General features: G+C 70.3%; 16 protein-coding genes. 8 read left to right on the top strand and 8 right to left on the bottom strand.

From position 1 onward, the window contains the following. Positions 1 to 144: 144 nt before the first annotated feature. Both AB0I06_RS16645 and AB0I06_RS16640 read left to right on the top strand, forming a co-directional pair. Entirely contained in the window at positions 145 to 537 is a 393-nt protein-coding gene (locus AB0I06_RS16645; RefSeq protein WP_363119521.1) for a hypothetical protein, read from the top strand. After that, positions 534 to 2,390 (top strand): caspase family protein, encoded by a 1,857-nt coding sequence (locus AB0I06_RS16640; protein WP_363119520.1) that lies wholly within the window; start codon positions 534 to 536, stop codon positions 2,388 to 2,390. The genes AB0I06_RS16645 and AB0I06_RS16640 overlap by 4 nt, the downstream gene beginning before the upstream one ends. A 22-nt stretch (positions 2,391 to 2,412) precedes the next feature. Here AB0I06_RS16640 and gap read toward each other — a convergent pair whose 3' ends face one another. From gap to AB0I06_RS16625, 3 genes are all read right to left on the bottom strand, one after another. Beyond that, a complete protein-coding gene (gene gap, locus AB0I06_RS16635) occupies positions 2,413 to 3,411 on the bottom strand; it encodes a type I glyceraldehyde-3-phosphate dehydrogenase (protein ID WP_363119519.1) in 999 nt (332 codons plus the stop codon). 108 nt (positions 3,412 to 3,519) lie between these two features. Then, positions 3,520 to 4,476 carry a helix-turn-helix domain-containing protein gene (locus tag AB0I06_RS16630; RefSeq protein WP_363119518.1) on the bottom strand — a complete coding sequence of 319 codons (957 nt, stop codon included), beginning with the start codon at positions 4,474 to 4,476 and terminating at the stop codon, positions 3,520 to 3,522. A 106-nt stretch (positions 4,477 to 4,582) separates the two neighbouring features. Then, positions 4,583 to 5,419, bottom strand: coding sequence for a helix-turn-helix transcriptional regulator (locus AB0I06_RS16625; protein ID WP_363119517.1), 837 nt, complete (start codon positions 5,417 to 5,419; stop codon positions 4,583 to 4,585). A gap of 263 nt (positions 5,420 to 5,682) precedes the next feature. Between AB0I06_RS16625 and AB0I06_RS16620 the strand changes: the two genes are divergently transcribed. The 4 genes from AB0I06_RS16620 to AB0I06_RS16605 all read left to right on the top strand — a co-directional run bounded on the left by AB0I06_RS16620 (position 5,683) and on the right by AB0I06_RS16605 (position 9,422). Next, a complete protein-coding gene (locus AB0I06_RS16620; RefSeq protein ID WP_363119516.1) occupies positions 5,683 to 5,955 on the top strand; it encodes a hypothetical protein in 273 nt (90 codons plus the stop codon). Positions 5,956 to 6,219: 264 nt separating this feature from the next. Beyond that, complete coding sequence (locus AB0I06_RS16615; protein ID WP_363119515.1) at positions 6,220 to 7,113, top strand: hypothetical protein; 894 nt, start codon at positions 6,220 to 6,222, stop codon at positions 7,111 to 7,113. A 140-nt stretch (positions 7,114 to 7,253) separates the two neighbouring features. Then, positions 7,254 to 8,693 (top strand): serine/threonine-protein kinase, encoded by a 1,440-nt coding sequence (locus AB0I06_RS16610; protein WP_363119514.1) that lies wholly within the window; start codon positions 7,254 to 7,256, stop codon positions 8,691 to 8,693. Positions 8,694 to 8,831: 138 nt separating this feature from the next. Then, on the top strand, positions 8,832 to 9,422 hold the full coding sequence (locus AB0I06_RS16605; RefSeq protein ID WP_363119513.1) for a DUF1648 domain-containing protein: 591 nt from the start codon (positions 8,832 to 8,834) through the stop codon (positions 9,420 to 9,422). Here AB0I06_RS16605 and AB0I06_RS16600 read toward each other — a convergent pair. The 4 genes from AB0I06_RS16600 to rpmF all read right to left on the bottom strand — a co-directional run bounded on the left by AB0I06_RS16600 (position 9,352) and on the right by rpmF (position 12,842). Then, positions 9,352 to 10,221, bottom strand: coding sequence for a M23 family metallopeptidase (locus AB0I06_RS16600; protein WP_363119512.1), 870 nt, complete (start codon positions 10,219 to 10,221; stop codon positions 9,352 to 9,354). The genes AB0I06_RS16605 and AB0I06_RS16600 overlap by 71 nt on opposite strands. Before the next feature lie 142 nt (positions 10,222 to 10,363). Next, complete coding sequence (locus AB0I06_RS16595) at positions 10,364 to 11,275, bottom strand: hypothetical protein (RefSeq protein WP_363119511.1); 912 nt, start codon at positions 11,273 to 11,275, stop codon at positions 10,364 to 10,366. A gap of 212 nt (positions 11,276 to 11,487) precedes the next feature. Continuing rightward, positions 11,488 to 12,660 (bottom strand): GTP-binding protein, encoded by a 1,173-nt coding sequence (locus AB0I06_RS16590; protein ID WP_363119510.1) that lies wholly within the window; start codon positions 12,658 to 12,660, stop codon positions 11,488 to 11,490. 11 nt (positions 12,661 to 12,671) lie between these two features. After that, positions 12,672 to 12,842, bottom strand: coding sequence for a 50S ribosomal protein L32 (gene rpmF, locus AB0I06_RS16585; protein ID WP_363119509.1), 171 nt, complete (start codon positions 12,840 to 12,842; stop codon positions 12,672 to 12,674). Between the two features lie 785 nt (positions 12,843 to 13,627). On the opposite strand from rpmF, the gene AB0I06_RS16580 reads away from it, so the two are divergent. Next, positions 13,628 to 16,378 (top strand): tetratricopeptide repeat protein, encoded by a 2,751-nt coding sequence (locus AB0I06_RS16580; protein WP_363119508.1) that lies wholly within the window; start codon positions 13,628 to 13,630, stop codon positions 16,376 to 16,378. A 9-nt stretch (positions 16,379 to 16,387) separates the two neighbouring features. Here the strand turns inward: AB0I06_RS16580 and AB0I06_RS16575 are convergent, their stop codons facing one another. Continuing rightward, positions 16,388 to 16,870, bottom strand: coding sequence for a GNAT family N-acetyltransferase (locus AB0I06_RS16575; protein ID WP_363119507.1), 483 nt, complete (start codon positions 16,868 to 16,870; stop codon positions 16,388 to 16,390). A gap of 221 nt (positions 16,871 to 17,091) precedes the next feature. Here AB0I06_RS16575 and AB0I06_RS16570 point away from each other — a divergent pair, with 221 nt between their 5' ends. Further along, the gene (locus AB0I06_RS16570; RefSeq protein ID WP_363119506.1) at positions 17,092 to 17,916 is read left to right on the top strand and encodes an SAM-dependent methyltransferase; all 825 of its coding nucleotides are present in this window, start codon (positions 17,092 to 17,094) and stop codon (positions 17,914 to 17,916) included. Positions 17,917 to 18,021 lie beyond the last annotated feature (105 nt).

The following is an 18,021-nucleotide window of genomic DNA, read 5'->3' as shown; positions in this document are numbered from 1 at the left end:
GCACCGTTGAACCGTCAAGTTGATGCTCGCCGGGGCGACTTGCCGCCCGGCTCTCAGCAGCGGAAACTGGAATCGATGACGTGGAGCCCACCACCGGCCGACTCTGCGCCGCCCCGACGAGCACGAGCAAGAGGGGCTGAACCGGTGGAGAACGAACTGCACATCCTCCTCACCGAGGAAGACGCCGAAGCCGAACGCGTCGCCGAGCTGACCGGCTACCTGCGCGAGGAACTGCTCGAACTCGACGTAGACGATGTCACAGCACTGCCCGGCGGGGAGGTCCCGCCCGGGGCACGCGCCGTGGACGTCACACAGATCGGTGCCCTGCTGGTGACCTTGGGCAGCTCGGCAACCGCCCTGAACCAGGTGATGACCGTCATCCGGTCATGGGTCGGCCGCCGCCACGACGCCCATCCGTCCCTGCACCTGCAGATGGGCGACGACGTCCTGGAAGTGTCCCAGGCGACCGACGAGCAGGTCGCGGAAGCGTTCAAGGTCTTCGTCCAGCGCCATTCTCCCGCCGGAGCCGAGCCATGACGGACTCCAGACACGCGCTGATCATCGCCAACGACACCTACGCCGACCAGGGACTCAAGAAGCTCAAGGCGCCGGCCCAGGACGCCGAGGCGCTCGAAAGGGTGCTGCACGATCCGCAGATCGGCGACTTCGAAGTGGAGGTCGTGCACAACGCCACGGCCGACCTCATGCGCAGGCGGATCGAGCGGTTCTTCCACGACCGCCGCCGCTCCGACACACTCCTGCTGCACTTCTCCTGCCACGGCCTCAAGAGCGAATCGGGCGAGCTGTACTTCGCCGCGAGTGACACCGAGCCCCCGCTGCTGGCCGCCACGGCCGTCGCCTCCCAGTTCGTCCGCGGTTGCATGTCCGGCACCCGGGCCGGTCGCTCCGTGCTGTTCCTCGACTGCTGTTACGGCGGCGCCTTTTCCCGGGGTTCGGCTTCGGTGCGGGCCGCCGGCGAGGTCAATGTCCTCGACTCGTTCGCGAAGGACGAGCCGGTCAGCGGGCGGGGCTGGGCCGTCATCACCGCGTCCGACTCCATGGAGTACTCCTTCGAGGGCGACGAACTCGCCGAGAACACCGCTCCGCGACCCTCGCTGTTCACCCACGCGGTGGTCGAGGGCCTCGAGACCGGTGAGGCCGACCTCGACGCCGACGGCCACGTGTCCCTCGACGACCTGTACGAGTACGTCTTCAGACACGTACGGGAACGCAACCCCCACCAGACACCCAAGAAGGCGGCGGAGCTGCAAGGGGAGCTGCACCTGGCTCACAGCAGGCGCGGCCGTATCAAGATCGCGGCCCGTCCCTCGCCGCCCTCCCTGCGGAGCGCCCTGAGCAGCGACCAGGTCCTGACACGGCAGGGCGCCGTCATGGAGTTGCACAAACGACTGCTGCACGCGGAGCTGCCCTTGGCGGAAGGGGCCCGGCAGGACTTGGAGGAGGTCGCGCGCAACGACATCCAGCAGATCGCCGAGCTGGCGGCCGACGCCCTGGGTGAGATCCGCCTGGCACCGTCCCCGGACCACGTGGACTTCGGCCCGGTCCCCAGGGGTTCACCCCCACAGAAGCAGGCAGTGACCCTGCACGGCCCACCGCTGGCCCGGCACTGCGTGGCCCAGCCCAAGCAGCCGTGGCTGCGGGTCGACCCCACCCCGTCCGGTCTGGAAGTCCATGTCGACACGGCCGTAGAGGGCCACCTGTCCGGCGACATCGTGCTCAAGGGAGTGGCCGACGAGTCGGTGATCCACGTCGAGGCGGAAGTGCAACCGGCAGGAGAGCCCCCGCACGCCGAGCCCCGCCCCGTGGACCCGTCGTACGGCCCCTCCGAGCCCACGCATCGACCGGGCACCGAGCCGGAGACGGTGGTCGTCAAGCCCTCCGGTCTCCCGCCGCCACCCCCGACACCGCCACCCCCGACACCGCCGCCCGTCCCGCCGCCCCGCGCACACGGCGCGAGCACGAACGCGGACACCGGCCGGCCGACCGCCTCACGACGTGCTCAGGCATTCGCCGGTGCCGCCCTCACCCTGGCGGTAGGGGCGGTCGTCTCGCTCATCCTGAGCATCCAGATGGGGGTCAGTGCCGTCCTGGACCGCGTCGACGCGGGACTGGGCGGCCAGCTCGAGGACCACGTCCGCGAGCGGGGAGCCCTCACACCGCTGATCGTGTGCCTGATCACCGGCGGGGTGGCACTGGTGGTCGGCGCCTACGCCCGGCACGAAGCGGGAGCACTCCGGGAGCACTACACGAGGCGGGCGGCGAACAGTACGCGCGCCCTGACCTCGATCGCCAAGACCCTGGCGATCCCGGCGCTGATCATCGCCGTGCTCATCGGCATCGCCTATCTGGTGGGCAGCCGGCACTGGTGACCGACCGGGCGGCCCGGACGTGTCAGCGGCCGGCGAGCAGCTCCAGCGTGTCGATCACGCGGTTCGAGAAGCCCCACTCGTTGTCGTACCAGGCGACCACCTTCACATGGCGGCCGTCGACGCGCGTGAGAGCCGAATCGAAGATCGACGAGGCGGGATTGCCGACGATGTCGGAGGAGACCAGCGGGTCCTCGGAGTACTCGAGGACGCCGGCGAGCGGCCCCTGCGCCGCGGCACGGTAGGCGGCGAGCACGTCGTCGCGCGTCACCTCGCGGGCGACCGTCGTGTTGAGCTCGACGATCGAGCCCACCGGCACCGGTACGCGGATCGAGTCGCCCGACAGCTTGCCGTCCAGGCCCGGCAGCACCAGGCCGATCGCCTTGGCGGCGCCGGTGGTGGTCGGCACGATGTTGACACCGGCCGCCCGGGCACGACGGGCGTCGCGGTGCGGGCCGTCCTGGAGGTTCTGCTCCTGTGTGTAGGCGTGCACCGTGGTCATGAACCCGTGCTCGATACCGGCGAGGTCGTCGAGCACCTTGGCCAGCGGAGCGAGCGCGTTGGTGGTGCACGAGGCGTTCGAGACGATCGTGTGCAGGTCCGCGTCGTAGGCGTCGCTGTTGACCCCGAACGCGAGAGTGACGTCGGCACCGTCCGACGGCGCACTGACCAGCACCTTCTTCGCGCCCGCGTCGAGGTGCGCGCGGGCCGCCTTCGCCGAGGTGAACCGGCCGGTGGCCTCCAGGACGATGTCGACGCCCAGGTCCGCCCAGGGCAACTGCGCCGGTTCGCGCTCGGCCAGCACCGTGATCCGACGGCCGTCGACGACCAGGGCGTCCCCCTCGACCGTCACCGGACGCCCAAGGCGGCCGGCCGTGCTGTCGTAGGCGAGCAGCCTGGCGAGCGTGGCGGGTTCGGTGAGGTCGTTGACGGCGACGATCTCCAGGGCGCTCTCGCGCTCCAGCAGGGCGCGCAGCACATTGCGTCCGATGCGGCCGAATCCGTTGATGGCGATGCGAGTCATAAGTGGTGTCCCTTCCCTTGGCCACCAGGCTCGCCCGCAGCTCGGGCCGACGACAGTGGCGCGATCGCCACGGTTCAAAAGGATCGCGCCAGGGCTGTCCCGGGGGTCCTATTCACCCCGGGTGAAGGTGCGCCGGTACTCGCTCGGGGTGGTGCCCAGAATGCGCTGGAAGTGCAGGCGCAGGTTCGCGCCCGTACCGAGCCCCACGTCGGTGGCGATCTGTTCGACACTGCGTTCGGACCGCTCCAGGAGTTCGCGCGCCAGGTCGATGCGGGCGCGCATCACCCACTGCATCGGCGTGTAGCCGGTCTCCTCGACGAAACGCCGGGAGAACGTGCGGGCCGAGACGCCGGCCTGCCGCGCCAGCAGGTCGAGGGAGAGGGGCTCGCCAAGCCGGTGCAGCGCCCACTCGCGGGTCGTTCCGAAGCGCTCGCCGAGCGGCTCGGGCACGCTGCGCGGCACGTACTGCGCCTGGCCGCCGCTGCGGTAGGGCGCCGCGACCAGCCGCCGGGCCGCGTGGTTGGAGGCGGCCACCCCGAGGTCGCCCCGCAGGATGTGCAGGCACAGGTCGATGCCGGAGGCGGCGCCGGCCGAGGTGAGCACGCTGCCCTCGTCGACGAACAGCACGTTCTCGTCGACCTGGACGAGCGGGTATCTGGCCGCGAGCGCACGCGAGTAGTGCCAGTGCGTGGTGGCACGCCTGCCGTCGAGCAGGCCCGTGGCGGCGAGCGCGAAGGCCCCTGTCGAGATGGCGGCGAGCCGGGCGCCCCGGGCGTGAGCGGCCTTCAGCGCGTCGACCACGGCCCGCGGAGGATCCTCCCGGTCCGGGTGCCGGTAGCCGGGGACGAAGACGATGTCTGCCCACGCCAGCGCGTCCAGACCGTGGGCCACGTGGTACGCGAGTCCGTCGCCGCCGGTCACCAGACCCGGTGCCGCCCCGCACACCCGCACTTGGTACGGCATGCTCGCCCGGGTCGTGAAGACCTGGGCGGGGATGCCGACGTCGAGGGGCTTGGCACCCTCGAGCACGAGGACGGCGACGCGGTGAAGGCGGGGCGATGGCACGCGAAGAGGTTACGTGGGAGGTGACGTCGCGGCGTTCACCTCTCCGCCGGGGCCACTGAGGAGGAGTCTCCGGCAGCGGCATTCACCGGAGACCGCCCGGTCGTTCTCAGCGGGTCGGCCCGGCCTGCGGGGAACACAGGGGCAGGACGGCCGTGAGCTGGGTCAGATGGTCGGGGCGGACACGGATGCCGGGCAGCCACAAGTGCTCCCCGTGGTGCGTGACTTGGATCCAGATGCTGGTGTGTTTGTGGTTCTCGTCCGTGACGGTCACGCCGTTGGCGATGGTGCAGCGCGCTTGCAGGAGATCGTGGTGCCACACGCGTCCGGCCGAATTGGTGGTGGTGTACGGGCGGTAGGGGTTGTACGCCAGTGACAGCGCGCACGTGTGGGTCCGGGGTTCCTGACACGCCTTTTCGACGTTGTGGACGAGGACCCCGGCACTGCCGCTCGCGCTCGCGGTGCCGGCGGCGGCGCCCTGCGCGGGCGTGGTCCCGGGACCGCCGCGGGGGAGCAGGAGCAGCAGGACCGTCACGAGTGCCGCCGTGGAGACCGCGACCGAGGCCGCTGTGACGACCCGTCGCCGGGACCACGGCCCGCGCAGCCGGAGCCGAGCGGAGCGGTGGGGGAGGGGGCCGGAGGCGGCGACTCCGTGGCTGTCGACGCCGTCGTCCGTGACGGCCGGCGCCTCGGCGTCGGCGGGGTTGGCCGCTTCCCACAGGGCCCGGTACTCGGAGGGGTCCGCGCCCAGCGCCCGGCACACGTCCCGCACCACGGGCCAGGTCGGCACGGTGTCGCCGCGGAAGTAGCGGGAGAGGGACGAGTCGCTGATCCGGATCTGCGCCTCCAGACTGCGCAGCGGACGCCCGGACTGCTGCTGGAGACTGCGCAGGGCGTCTCCCAGCTTGCGTGCTGCCGCTCGGGACTCCGGTCGTCGGCCGCTCATCGGTCAAAGCCCTTCCGCAGGGGGACAACAGCGTCCCGCCCGCTGTCCCATGTCCCGGGACGCGCGTGTCCCAGCAGGTCAGGACTGTATTTATCCCGACATCGGTGAAGCAACCGGGATCTGGTTGTAGAGCTGCTGTTTCCTGCGCAAACTCGGCATACCGGCTGAGCGGATCACCTCGAGGGTGAGCGTGCCGGCACTCCTGGCCGTGCTGACGGATCTCGCACGGACCGACCCGAACCCTTACCGGAAGGATCTTCACCATGCGTGTACGCACCACACTGTCCGCCCTCGCAGCCATCGCCGTGGTCGGACTCGGCGCCCTGGGCGCGGCAGCACCGGCCGGCGCCGCACCCCACCACGTCTCCGCGGTCCAAGCCGCCGACGGCCTCGACATCCACCGCGGCAAGTACATGACCCTGGGCGGTTGCCAGACCGCCGGCCAGCAGGGCATCGACCGCGGTCACTGGGACCGCTACCAGTGCGCCGAGGGCAACATGTGGCCCTGGACGTGGAACCTGTGGACCAACCGCTGACGACGTGACGCTGCCGGTGGCCTCCTCCGTCCATGCCGGGGGAGGCCACCGGCGGGCGGCCCAGCCGCACAGGCGTCCACGGTCACTCACCCGAACCACCACCGGACCTCCCGCGAGGTGAGCCGGCCCCACGGTGGTGGCCGGACGCGGTGACGGCTCCCCGCTGTCCTTGCGGCGGGAGCCGTCACCGCTCGCTGCGCTCACACGCCTCGCCCGACCCACCCGTCGGCGCCACCTCTCCACACCCACACGAAGGGCAGACCCGTGTCCCCCCACCCCCACCGCGCCCCCGCGTCCGGCCCCTCACGCCCCACCGCACTGCGTCGGCTCCTACCGACGCTCACCCTGCTCGGCCTCGCCGCAGCCGGCTTCGCCGTACCCGCCGGCGCGACGACCGTCGCCCACTCCGGCGCGACGGGGATTCACCCTGCCGCCGAGCGCGCCGCCGCCGCGACCTTCCCCACCTGGGGAACGCGCTGGGTCGTGCACGCGACGCCGGACATCGCCTCGCCCTCCGTAGGAATGATCAACCGGAACACCCCCGGCCAGGACCGCATCACCGCCGACTACCAGGTCGACACCGGCCGCAGAGTGTGCGAGGGCGCCGCCTGCTCCACCTTCATGGCCCATATCACCCAGCCCGTCACAGGCTTCCTCACCGTCGTCGCCGTGGACATCCCCGAAGACCGGTTGCCGGGCGTCCCCGTACAGGCGGGTCCGCCCGCCCAGCCTTCCGGCTCACGCCAACAGACCCTCCAGCGAGCCGCGACCTGGCTCACCGCCCACAACGGACGCCCTGTGCCCTACCACCAGGGCTCGTACTGGCGTGACGGCTACCGGCAGGACTGCTCCGGCTTCGCCTCCATGGCGCTCGGCCTGCCCGCGCCAGGCACCAACACCGTGGGCCTGGCCGACCGCGGCAGGAGCCGTCCCCTTCCCATGAACGAGCTCCAGCCCGGCGACCTCGTCATCGACGCCATCGGCGACAACAACACCCGCCACGTCGTCATTTTCGAGAAGTGGGACGACTCCTCCCACCGTTCCTACACGGCCTACGAACAGCGCAGCGTGCACGGCACCAGCCACCGCTCGCTGACCTACGGGCTGTCGCCGGGCAGCGAGTACAAGGCCTACCGCCCGCTCCAGTACGGAGACTGACCCCCTGCCCGTGACTCGGCCCGATCGCGCGGGGACGATACGTCCGTGGTGCAAGCGGCGGATGGGTGGGTACTTGCGTCCGGCGGCCCGTCGACGGCGGGCCACCGAACGGTGCGAGTGTACGCAGTGGGGAGATCAGGGTGGGGTTGCGTGAGGAGCGGGGCGCCTGGATACGGCGAGGCAACGCCCGGATCCTGGCGGGCCGCTACCGTCTGGACGCGCTGATCGGCTCCGGCGGCGCGGCTGACGTGTACCGCGGACACGACCTGCGGCTGCGGCGACCGGTGGCGGTGAAGCTGTTCCGCGCCGGCACCGGGTTCGACACGGAGGACGCTCTGCGCGGCGAGGCGGTGATCCTGGCCCGTTTGCAGCACCCGGGCCTGGTGACCGCCTTCGACGCCGGACGCCACGACGGTGAAGCCTTCCTGGTCATGCAACTGATCGAGGGGCACACCCTGAAGTCGCGCATCGCCGAGGGTCCTCTGTCCTGCGAGGCCGCCGCTGCGCTGGGCGCGGAGCTGGCAGAAGCTCTGGCGCACGCCCACGAGGCGGGAATCGTCCACCGGGACGTCAAACCGTCCAACATCCTTCTCGACCGCTCCGGCCATCCCCACCTGACGGACTTCGGCATCTCCCGCCTGCTGGACGCGACCACCCGCACCGCCACCGGCACCCTGACCGGCACAGCGGCCTATCTCTCCCCGGAACAGGTGCTGGGCCGATCCGTGGGCCGCCCCGCTGACATCTACGCCCTCGGCCTGGTCCTCCTGGAGAGTCTCACCGGTCGACTCGAATACGACGGCGGCCCTCTGGAATCCGCCATCGCGCGCCTGCACCGCCCACCGGACCTCCCGGACTTCCTGCCCGACGCCTTCGCCACCCTCCTTCGGGACATGACCGGCCTGGACGAACAGGCTCGCCCCGGCGCGAGCGACTGCGCCCAGGCCTTGGCCCGTCTCGCCGGTACGACCACGGCACACCCCGCTGCGTCCTTCCCGCGGGCGGTGCTCAGCGCCGTACCTCACACGGCCGAGGATCCCACCGACAGCACGCACCGGAGTGTGTCACTCGCCGCGAACGCGCCGGACGCCTCAAACTCCTCGACGGGTTCCCTCCAGGGGACCTCCCGGGCCGCCTCCCCGCGCCGCCGTCCGGGAGCCCGGGGAGCGGCGGCGGCCGCACTGGCCGCCCTGGTCGCAGGAGGCCTGATCCTCACCGACGGCTTCTCCCACCACGACGCCACCGGCGAGGCAGCACCGTCCGCCTCTGATCCGTCCGCCCCTTCCGCGGCCCCCGACACCGCCGCTCACGACGATGACACCCCCTCGGCATCGGCGAGCGCACCTTCGCGCAGCCCCTCGGCATCAGTCCGGACACTGACCGACCCCGCCACAACGCCCCACGCGTGGCCGTCCATGGAGAAGGCCGGGCCCGCTGACCGCCCCGACTCTCCGCCCGGCACTTCCGAGCAGAGGGCGGCCAAGGCCGCGGTCAAGGACAGGGCGGACGCCCCCGTGCAGCCGCCGGGGCAAGAGCGGAAGCACCGGAAGGGCATGAAGAAGGCAGCACACGCCAAATAGGAGCGGCGGACGCGCCTGAATCCCGGCCGACTTCACGGCATTCCCGGACAGCTTCCACCGCCGCCAAGCCGCCTTTCAAAACCTTCCGTTAGCCTCGCGGCATGCCTCCCACCGCCGACGGCATGACCCGGGGATTCCATGACCGACAGAGCAGGGCGTAGACCCGCAGCGGTCCGGGGCGGCGTCTGCTGGGCGGCAGGAGTACTGGTGCTCTTGGTGGTGTCACCGCTCGTCGCCGGCAGTCGGCTACCGGACCGGCTGGCCACACACTGGGACACAGGCTCCGGCAAGCCCGACGGTTCCATGCCGCTGTGGGCCGCGTCGCTGTTTCCGGCGGTGATCTGGACAGTGGCGGCGACGATGCTGGGACTGGCGTGGTGGCGGGCCCGGGCCACTTCGAGGGGCGCAGCGCCGGGGTGGATCGGCGCGACGCTGGGGTTCGGGGGTGTGGCGCTGCTGGGCGGGCAACTGTCCGTGGTACGGGCGAATCTGGACCACGCGGACTGGCGCGAGGCCGATTCGGTCGCGGGCCCGGTCGTCGTGACCCTCCTGGTGGCTGCCGCTGTGGCCGGGGCCGCTTTGATGGCCGGTCGCCGGTCGAGCAGGGTCGCAGCTCTGACAGCGGACCCGCGAGCGGAGGCGGATCCGGCGACGACGGCTAATCCTGAAGAGGGCGCTCGTGAGGCCGGTCTCCGGGACGGCCGTTCGCTGCGTGTCGAACCGAGGTGAAGGAGACGGTGTTTTCGGGCACTCCGGTGTGTTCGGTGCCGTCGTCGTCGCGGTAGTGCCACGCGAAGGCGAGGCCGTGGGCGGTCTCGGGGTCGGAATCGCTCATGAGCTGGAAATGCACATGGGGCTCGGAGGAGTTGCCGGAGTTGCCGCACTCGGCCAGCAGCTGACCTGCGCTGACCCGATCGCCGACGGCCACACGGAGGGAGCCGCGCTTCAGATGCGCCAGCCCTGCGTACACCCCCTCGTCGAGCTTGACGATGATGTGGTTGCCCCAGAGATGGCGAGGCCGGCCCAGGCTGCGAACGAAGCCCTCGAGAAACAGATAGAGGAGCCCCGGCAGCGAGCTGCGGGACAAGTGATCGCGCTGACGGTCGACGCGCATCACGACCTCGCCGTCTCCCGGAGCCAGAACGGGAGCACCGAACGCGGGGTAGCGGTGTGGACGGCTTGCGAGCGGCCAGAACCAGTGGAACGCCGGTGTGGGCTCTGCTGCTGCCGGGTGGTGTGTCAGATCGATGGCGAAGGTCTGCGCATGGCTGTGCGTGTGGCTGGGGACCTTCGTGGCAGGACTGTTCAGAGCACGCCAGCGTCCGCAGACGGGCACGTCGACCAGGATCGGCGTCTGCTCCTGCGGCGGATGCTGATGGCGCCACAGCCCCCAGCGCATCGACATGCCGAGTATGAGAAGAACGACCCCCGTGTACCACAGGGGGCCCAGGCCCTGACGGTTGGCCAGGATGCAGAGTGCTCCGGCAGCGAAGAACAGGCCGTGGCGTTTCGACAGGGATGTCAGCAAGAGCGAACCTCGTGAATGAAATGCCGGGTGCTTGTTCGAAGGCGCGAGACCAAGCAACTGGGCCCGGCCCGGGCCCCGTTCCTCGTGAGGATCGGGGCCCGGGCCGGGCGGTGTGCCTGTGGCTGTGCGTCAGGACGCGGGGTCAGACGCGGGTGAGGCGCACCGCCACCGTCTCGCCGACCGTCACCGGCAGGTCGTAGTCCGGGTCCGTCGCCGTCGCGCGGCCCTCGACCTCGACGTCACCCTTCTGGAAGGGAACCGAGCCGGTGGGTACGGCCGTGCCCTTCCAGGCGACCGGGGCGCCGGGGGTGCAGGTCAGCGATGTGGAGAAGGAACCGCGGATGAGGTCCCGCTTCTTCACCTGCGTGACGTCGCCCGCCACGGTCACCTGCACCGGCTTGTTGCAGCTCACCGTGCCATGGACGGTGGCCTTGCCGTTCAGGGAGCTGGCGGTGCCGGCCAGGGCGATGTCGAGTCCGAGGCCGAGCTCGGCCGGCGGGGCCGGGTTCTCGACGTGGATCTCGCCGCGTGCGGCCGCAGTGCCTCCCTCGCAGTGCTGCACGAAGGTGGCGTCGAGCTTCTTCACGTAACCCTGGGGGCCGAACTCCACTGCGGAGACGGTGAACTCGCCGGTGAGCTGGTTGCAGCCGCGGCCGTTGCCGCTGAGCGACAGGCCCGGCTCGGTGCCCTCGTTGAACGGGTAGCGGGTGGCCCCCGTGTAGGTCCCCGGCGCCAGGGCCTTGCCGGAGGGCGCCGCGAGATTCAGGGTCCACCAGTCACCGTTCGCCCCGTCGACGGAGACGGTGACCACCCTGTTGTCGGTGTTGCCGGAGACGTTCAAACGGTCCTGGGACGCTGTCTGGTAGGCGTAGGACCGACCGCCGCTGATGTAGTCGTCCTCGTCCCCGCTGAAGCTGAAGGAGCCGTCGGTGACCGGCAGGGCGTGTGCTTCGGTACCGGAGAGCAGGCCGGTGGTGCCGGTGGCCATGGCCAGCGCCAGCGCGAGGGTGGCGGTGGCGCGGGCCAGGACGCGTCTGGGAAGGCTGAGGTTCATGGTTGTTCCCCCTGGTGAGATGGCATGAGTCCCGTCCGCCGACGGAATGCTTCGGTACGCGCTCTCGCACGCATGTGCGTATGTTCCGTCGGCGAGGTGAGTCTGCCAACCAGAGTGATGGCCGACAACTGTGTTTCTGCTGAGATGAGTTGATGTTTCAGCCAACACCTGGTGTCAGCGGGCTCGTTCGTAGGCGTCGTCGGCGCGACGCTTCAGACAGGCGTCACGACCTGCGGCTGTTCATGGTCGCAGCTGTCGTCTGTGCCGTAGGTGTCCCAGGCCGGGAACGGGTCGTCGAGCGGCAGACTCTCGCCGTGGGAGAGGAGGCAGTCGGTGAGCGCATCGCGGAGCGCATCGGCCCGCAGATGCGTGCCGATGAAGACCAGTTCCTGGCCCGCCGGGCTGTCGCTGTCGCGGGCGGCGGAGGGCTCGAAGCGGGCGACCGAGCCGGCCTGCGACCACAGCCCCGTCACCCGCGGACGGCTGGCCAGGATGAAGAACCCCTTGGAGCGCAGCACCTGCCCGTAGCGGCCGCTGTCCATCTCCTCGGTCACGAATCGCCACAACCGAGTGGGATGGAAGGGGCGTTCGGAGCGGAAGACGGTAGAGGAGATGCCGTACTCCTCGGTCTCCGGGACGTGGTCCCCGTTGAGTTCCATGACCCAGCCCGGTGCCTGCTGGGCCCGTTCCAAGTCGAACAGCCGCGTGCCCAGCACCTCTTCGAGGTCCACGTGTCCGTGGACGGCCGGCACCATCCGGGCCACCGGGTTGAGGCGGATGAGCGTCGCCCGCAGCCGTTCGGCGGCGTGGTCGTCGACCAGGTCGAGTTTGTTGAGCACGATGACGTCGGCGAACTCGATCTGGTCCATCAGCAGGTCGCTCACCGTGCGTTCGTCGTCCTCGTACTGGTCGAGGCCGCGCTCGGCGAGCTCGTCGCCACTCGCCAGTTCGTGCAGGAAATTGGCGGCGTCGACGACGGTGACCATGGTGTCCAGGCGGGCCAGATCACCGAGGCTGGCACCGTCGTCGCGGGCGAACGCGAAGGTGGCGGCGACCGGCATGGGCTCGGAGATGCCGCTGGACTCGATGAGGAGGTAGTCGAAGCGCCCCTCCCGGGCCAGCCGCTCCACTTCCACCAGCAGGTCGTCGCGCAACGTGCAGCAGATGCACCCGTTGGTCATCTCGACCAGGCGTTCCTCGGTGCGCGAAAGCGCCGCTCGGCCGCCCCGCACGAGAGCCGCGTCAATGTTGATCTCGCTCATGTCGTTGACGATGACCGCTACCCGCAGCCCCTCACGATTGCCGAGCACGTGATTGAGCAGCGTGGTCTTCCCCGCCCCGAGGAAGCCGGACAGCACGGTCACCGGCATCCGGTCGTGCAGCATCCCCGTTCCTCTCAGCCTTCGGGGTGCAGCAGCCCGCGCTCGTACGCCCGGACCAGCTTCTGCGGTACGAGGTGTCGCACGCCGTCGACCATGACCGGTACCAGTGCCGGTGTGGCGGCCTTCCACTGGGCGCGGCGGTGACGGGTGTTGCTGCGGGACATCTTCCGCTTGGGGACGGCCATGGGGCTCCTCCTTGGGTAGGTGGGGAAGAACCTACATGAAAATGGATCCCATTACGAATAGGGATCGTCGAGGGCCATGGCGACCGGGGCGACGGGTGAGGCACTCGATGTCCTGCGCGAACCGGGCCTGGTCACGCCACCGCATGCACGGGCGCGGAGTGCGCGATAGCCGAAGAGGGGCACTCCGTCCCGGCTTTCCGTGTTTTGCTCCCCGGGTGCCGTCCTCCGCTGTACCTCTGACACCACGCGTCGAGACAAGGGGGGACGCATGCAACGCGCAAGGCGCTGGACCGTCACGGTGTTGGCCGGGGCGGGCTCGTTCGTGATCTGTCTGTGGGCGGCCCGGGCCGCACCCTTCGGCTTCCTCCCCAGGGCGGAGGCCGACCGGTGGCTGGTTGCGACGGCGTTCGCGACGACAGTCGCCACTCTCGTCGGAGCGGGCGCCGGCTGGTGGGCGGGAGCGGGAGACAGGGGGCGACCTGCTCCCGTCCCCCCGGACACCCCCTCGCCGGTGGCCCGGTCCCGGTACTGGAGGGGAGGGCGAGCGGTACGGCAGAGCGCCAGGGCGTCCGATGCCGCCCGTGTCGCACAGGTGGCGGGGCACCGAAGTCCCGGGCACGCAACCGAGGAACGCCCCGGCAAGGTGACGCAGCGCGCCACCGCATCGGGCCAGGCCCGTGTCACCCAAGTCGGCGGGAGCGACGGCACGACAGGGCCCGAGCGTGGGGATCGGTAGGAGCAGGGCCGCGCGGTCACAGACCGCCACGGCCTCAGGACAGGGCCATGTGATCCAGGTCAGCGGCACCGGCAACACCGTCTGTGCGTCGGCCCCCGCGGATCCGGCGCCGATGCTGCGACTCCCCGCGGAGCCGGCGTATCTGGCGGGCCGGGAGAAGGAAGCCGAGGCCGTGCTGGCGCTGCTGGCCCCCGCGTCCCGTGCGCGTGCCGCCACCGTTGTCTCGGTGCTCTCCGGGTTGCCGGGGATCGGCAAGACCGCTCTGGCCCTCCATGTCGCCCATCGGGCCGTGGAGAAAGGATGGTTCCCCGGCGGCGCGATCTTCTTCCACCTGCGAGGGTACGACCCGGCAGGCCCGGTCGACTCGCAGGAGGCCGTCGGCACACTGGCGCGAGCCCTGGGCGTGGACGACGCGGTGCCACGGGACGAGCAGGCCGGCCTCTGCCACGCCGTCCTCAACCGGCTCGCCGACGAATGCAGGGCGGTGCTGCTGGTCGCCGACGACGCGTCGAGCGCCGCGCAGATCGAACCCCTCGTGCCACCCCGTTCCGAGCACCGGCTGCTGGTGACCTCCCGGCACCTGCTCACCGGCCCTTCGCTGCGCGCTCGGCTCGTCGGCCTGGACGAGCTCACGCCACGCGGCGCCGTCGATCTGATCACCGAAGCACTCAGGCACGCCCGTCCCGACGATCCGCGTCTGCGGGAGGCCGACGCCCTCGCCGAACTCGCCGGACACTGCGGCCACCATCCGCTCGCGCTCCAGATCGCCGCTTGCCTGCTGACCACCGACGCGGGCCGGCCCGTGGCCGCACTCACCGCCGAACTGGCGGACGCCCACACCCGTCTCGACGTACTGCGCTACGAAGACGGCGGGCACACTACCGCGGTTCAGGCTGCCTTCCACCTCTCCTACCAGCGGTTGCTTCCGCACCACCGCCAGTTGTTCCGGCAACTCGCGCTCAGCCCCGGCCCGGACGTCGGCACGGACGCGGCAGCGGCTCTCTGGGGACAGTCACGGACCCGCACCCGGAACGGCCTTGCCGCCCTCGCCCGGGCCGGACTGCTGGCGGAGCAGCCAGTGGGCTCAGGACGCTGGCGCATGCACGACCTCCTCGGGGTCTACGCCGCCGGACTGGCCGAACGGGACAGCGCCAAATGGCGCGGCGACGCCTTCACCCGCCTGCTGCACCACTGTCGAAAACGCGTACGGGCGGCCAACGCGCACCTGCACACCTGTGACGACGACCCCTTGCCGGACGACTTCCGGGACCGCCCGCACGCCATGCACTGGCTGGAGGAGGAACGGGCCAACCTCATCGCGCTGATCACCCGGGCCGCGGCCACCGGACATGCGCGCGCGGTCCTCGATCTGCAGGAACACCTCTGGCTGTTCCTGGTCAGCAGGCGCAGTTACGCCGCCGACGCCGTGACCGTCGCACAACACGCCGTGGACTGCGCCCGCGAGATCGGCCATCCTTGCTGCGAGGCCACCGCTCTCAACCATCTGAGCCATGTCCTCCCTGACTGCGGAAGGCCGGACGAGGCGGTGCGCGCCGCTGCCAGGAGCCTGGACATCAGCCGCACACGCGATGACCCAAAGGGCCAGGCCGCGGCCTTGACCAGCCTCGGTGCCGCCCTACAGCGCGTCGGCAGGTCCGAGGACGCTGTGAAAGCCCATACCGAGAGCCTGTCCCTCAGCCGGGAACTCGACGATCAGCGCTGCATCGGCAAGGCACTCATGGGTCTGGCCGACACTCTGTACGAGACACAGCGGTACGAGAAGGCCGCCGAGGTGTTCACCGAGGCCGTACGGCATTTCGCCACGCTGGGCGACTGGCATGCCGAGGGCCTGCAACTCATGCGCCTCGGCGACGCGTTGTTCGCTACCCAGCAGCGCGCCGAAGCCGTCGACACATACCGCCGCGCACTCGTCCTCTACCAGGAGCGCGGCGACGAGCACCACCAGGCCATCGCCTTGCAGCTCTTGTGGTCGGTGAGCGACATGAGCCCGGAGGAGGCGGTGGACAATTACGAGCAACTCGTGGCCGTCTGCCGCAAGGTGTGCGACCGCGCCCTGGAGTCCGTGGCGTTGAACGCCCTGGGCAGCAGACTCCGGCAGCTCGACCGGTACGAGGAGGCCGTCGCGGCCCACCGCGAGGCGGCGGCGATCCACGAGGAGCGTGACGAGGAAGACCTGCTGATCAGTGTGCTGAACAACCTGGGTGGCGCGCTGTGTGCGGCGGGACGCATCACGGAAGCCGCCGAGGTGCACGAGCGCGAGATCGCGTTGTTCCGGGCGCGCGGTGACCGGCACAAGGAGGCGGAGGCCCTGGAACGTCTTGCCACGACGTTGAGGCAGGGACGCCGCCGGCCGGAGGCGGTGGAGGCCGGCGTCAGAGCGGTCGCCGTCTACCGCGATCTGGAGGACACATGGTGCGAGAGCAGAGCACTCGACGACCTGGGCCTGCCCGTCAAGGACACACCGCGAGCCGCCGACACCATGGCCCGGTACACCTGGGTCCTGGCCGGCCTGCCCCCGAACGCCGAGCTCGGGCAGGAGACGAGGATTCTCATCGCCCTCGCACTCACACAACAGCGAGTGGGCCGCGTGGTCAAGGCCTTCTGGTCGTGGATGACCCTGGTCCATGCGATGGTGAGGCGTCTCGACGAGGACGACGACCAGGCTCTGCGACAGTACTTCCGCTTCTTGAAGGACCTGCTGAAGGTGCCTCTCCAGCTCATGCGTCCCTTCGCTCCGCTCGTCGCCGTGCGAAACAGGTTCCGTCGATCGGCCAGGTGATCCCGACCGCTACGGGATCGGGAACTCCAGCTCGGGCCGGTCCCAGGCCACGGCGGGCGGGTTGGCCGCGACGACGCCGGTGGGCCGCGCGCCCACGCTGCGGTAAAAGCCCTCGGCCGGAGGGTGCGACACCACCCGGACCCGGTCCAGGCCCGCCGCGCGCGCCTCGGACTTCATGTGCTCGATGAGCAGCCGCCCGATGCCCCGGCCCTGCGCCGCGTCCTGGACGAAGAGCAGATCCAGCTCCGGCGGCACGAGTACGAGCGAGTAGAAGCCGAGTACCAGGCCCGCGGAATCATCGGCGTCGAAGGCCACGTAGACCTGGTGGGTCTCGATGTAGTCGGACCCGACGCGGTAGCCCGCGACCATCGCCGAGTAGGGGCCCTCGTAGGCACGCGACCCGCGCACGAGGCGCGTAAGCCGCTTCGCGTCCGGGGCGACGGCCCGCCGAATGACGATGTCGCCGTGTGTGGACGTAATGCTTGACCGCATGTAGAGCATGTTACGCGCCGGGGGAGCCCGGAGCCTCCGCGGGCCCGCGGGAGAGTCCGTGGCATGCGGCGACAACCGGTCGGACGTAGAGGGCGGACGGATGATCAAGGAGCCTCAGCTGCCGGTGGGCATGATCGGGCAGTGGAGGACGACTGATGGTGCCCGATCCGTAGTCGGCTGAGGACCCAAAACGAGGGTGCGCAGACCAATGGCCGGGAAGAATGGCCGCCATGACGTACGGCTCCTCCATCGACCCGGCCAAGCCCAGCATCGCCCGCGTCTACGACTACCTGCTCGGCGGCAAGGACAACTACGCCGTGGACCGTGAGATCGGCGACGTGTTCAAGCGCGACCTGCCCGGTTCGGTTTCCATCGCCTTCGCCAACCGGGCCGCCCTGACCCGGGCGGTCCGGGAGATCGCGAAGACCACCGGCATTCGGCAGTTCATCGACTTGGGCAGTGGCCTGCCCACCGCGGACAACGTGCACCAGGTCGCGCAACGGCACGCTCCCGATTCCCGGGTCGTCTATGTCGACATCGACGACCAAGTGCTGGTCCACGGCCGCGCACTGCTGGAGGACAACGACCGGACCCGCGTCATAGCGCTCGACGTGCGCGACCCCGAAGGCATCCGCACGCACCCGGCCACGCTCGAGATGATCGATTTCGATCGCCCCGTCGCCGTCATCCTCAGCGCCATCCTCCACCACGTCAACGATGACGAGGACCCGGCCGGCATCGTGCGCTACTGGCGCGACCACGTCCCCTCCGGAAGTCACTTCTTCATCAGTCACTTCCGCTCCGGCGACAACCCGGAGACCGCGGAGGCCGAGAAGGTCCTCCAGAAGACGTTCGGCCGCGGCCGGTGGCGCACGGACGCGGAAATCGCCTCCCTGCTGGAGGGCCTGGAGATCCTGGACCCCGGGATCGTCCCCGCGTCCCTGTGGCGTCCCGACGAGACCGACAACCCGTGGAACGGTGACGCAAGGCGAGAGCTCACGGTCTGGGAACACCTCATCGTCGCCGGACTGGCCCGGAAGGCGTAGACGCGTTTCCGGGACGGCGCTTGCCGGGTGCTGCGCTTGCTCAGGCAACTGCTGAGCGGGCACCGTGAGTTGTATGTGGTGGCAGAGCCGGGGATGCTGACTTGT

Origin of the sequence: Streptomyces sp. NPDC050674 (assembly GCF_040654575.1) — a bacterium.
Classification (GTDB): Bacteria; Actinomycetota; Actinomycetes; order Streptomycetales; family Streptomycetaceae; genus Streptomyces.
Note: the sequence above shows the minus strand (reverse complement) of the source record. Positions and strands in the feature narration are given on the sequence as shown.

Excerpts from the sequence above, each read along its gene's own strand:
- AB0I06_RS16640 (WP_363119520.1), top strand. The coding sequence starts at position 534 with ATGACGGACTCCAGACACGCGCTGATCATCGCCAACGACACCTACGCC.
- gap (WP_363119519.1), bottom strand. The coding sequence starts at position 3,411 with ATGACTCGCATCGCCATCAACGGATTCGGCCGCATCGGACGCAATGTG.
- AB0I06_RS16625 (WP_363119517.1), bottom strand. The coding sequence starts at position 5,419 with ATGAGCGGCCGACGACCGGAGTCCCGAGCGGCAGCACGCAAGCTGGGA.
- AB0I06_RS16620 (WP_363119516.1), top strand. The coding sequence starts at position 5,683 with ATGCGTGTACGCACCACACTGTCCGCCCTCGCAGCCATCGCCGTGGTC.
- AB0I06_RS16605 (WP_363119513.1), top strand. The coding sequence starts at position 8,832 with ATGACCGACAGAGCAGGGCGTAGACCCGCAGCGGTCCGGGGCGGCGTC.
- AB0I06_RS16595 (WP_363119511.1), bottom strand. The coding sequence starts at position 11,275 with ATGAACCTCAGCCTTCCCAGACGCGTCCTGGCCCGCGCCACCGCCACC.
- AB0I06_RS16590 (WP_363119510.1), bottom strand. The coding sequence starts at position 12,660 with ATGCTGCACGACCGGATGCCGGTGACCGTGCTGTCCGGCTTCCTCGGG.
- rpmF (WP_363119509.1), bottom strand. The coding sequence starts at position 12,842 with ATGGCCGTCCCCAAGCGGAAGATGTCCCGCAGCAACACCCGTCACCGC.
- AB0I06_RS16575 (WP_363119507.1), bottom strand. The coding sequence starts at position 16,870 with ATGCGGTCAAGCATTACGTCCACACACGGCGACATCGTCATTCGGCGG.
- AB0I06_RS16570 (WP_363119506.1), top strand. The coding sequence starts at position 17,092 with ATGGCCGCCATGACGTACGGCTCCTCCATCGACCCGGCCAAGCCCAGC.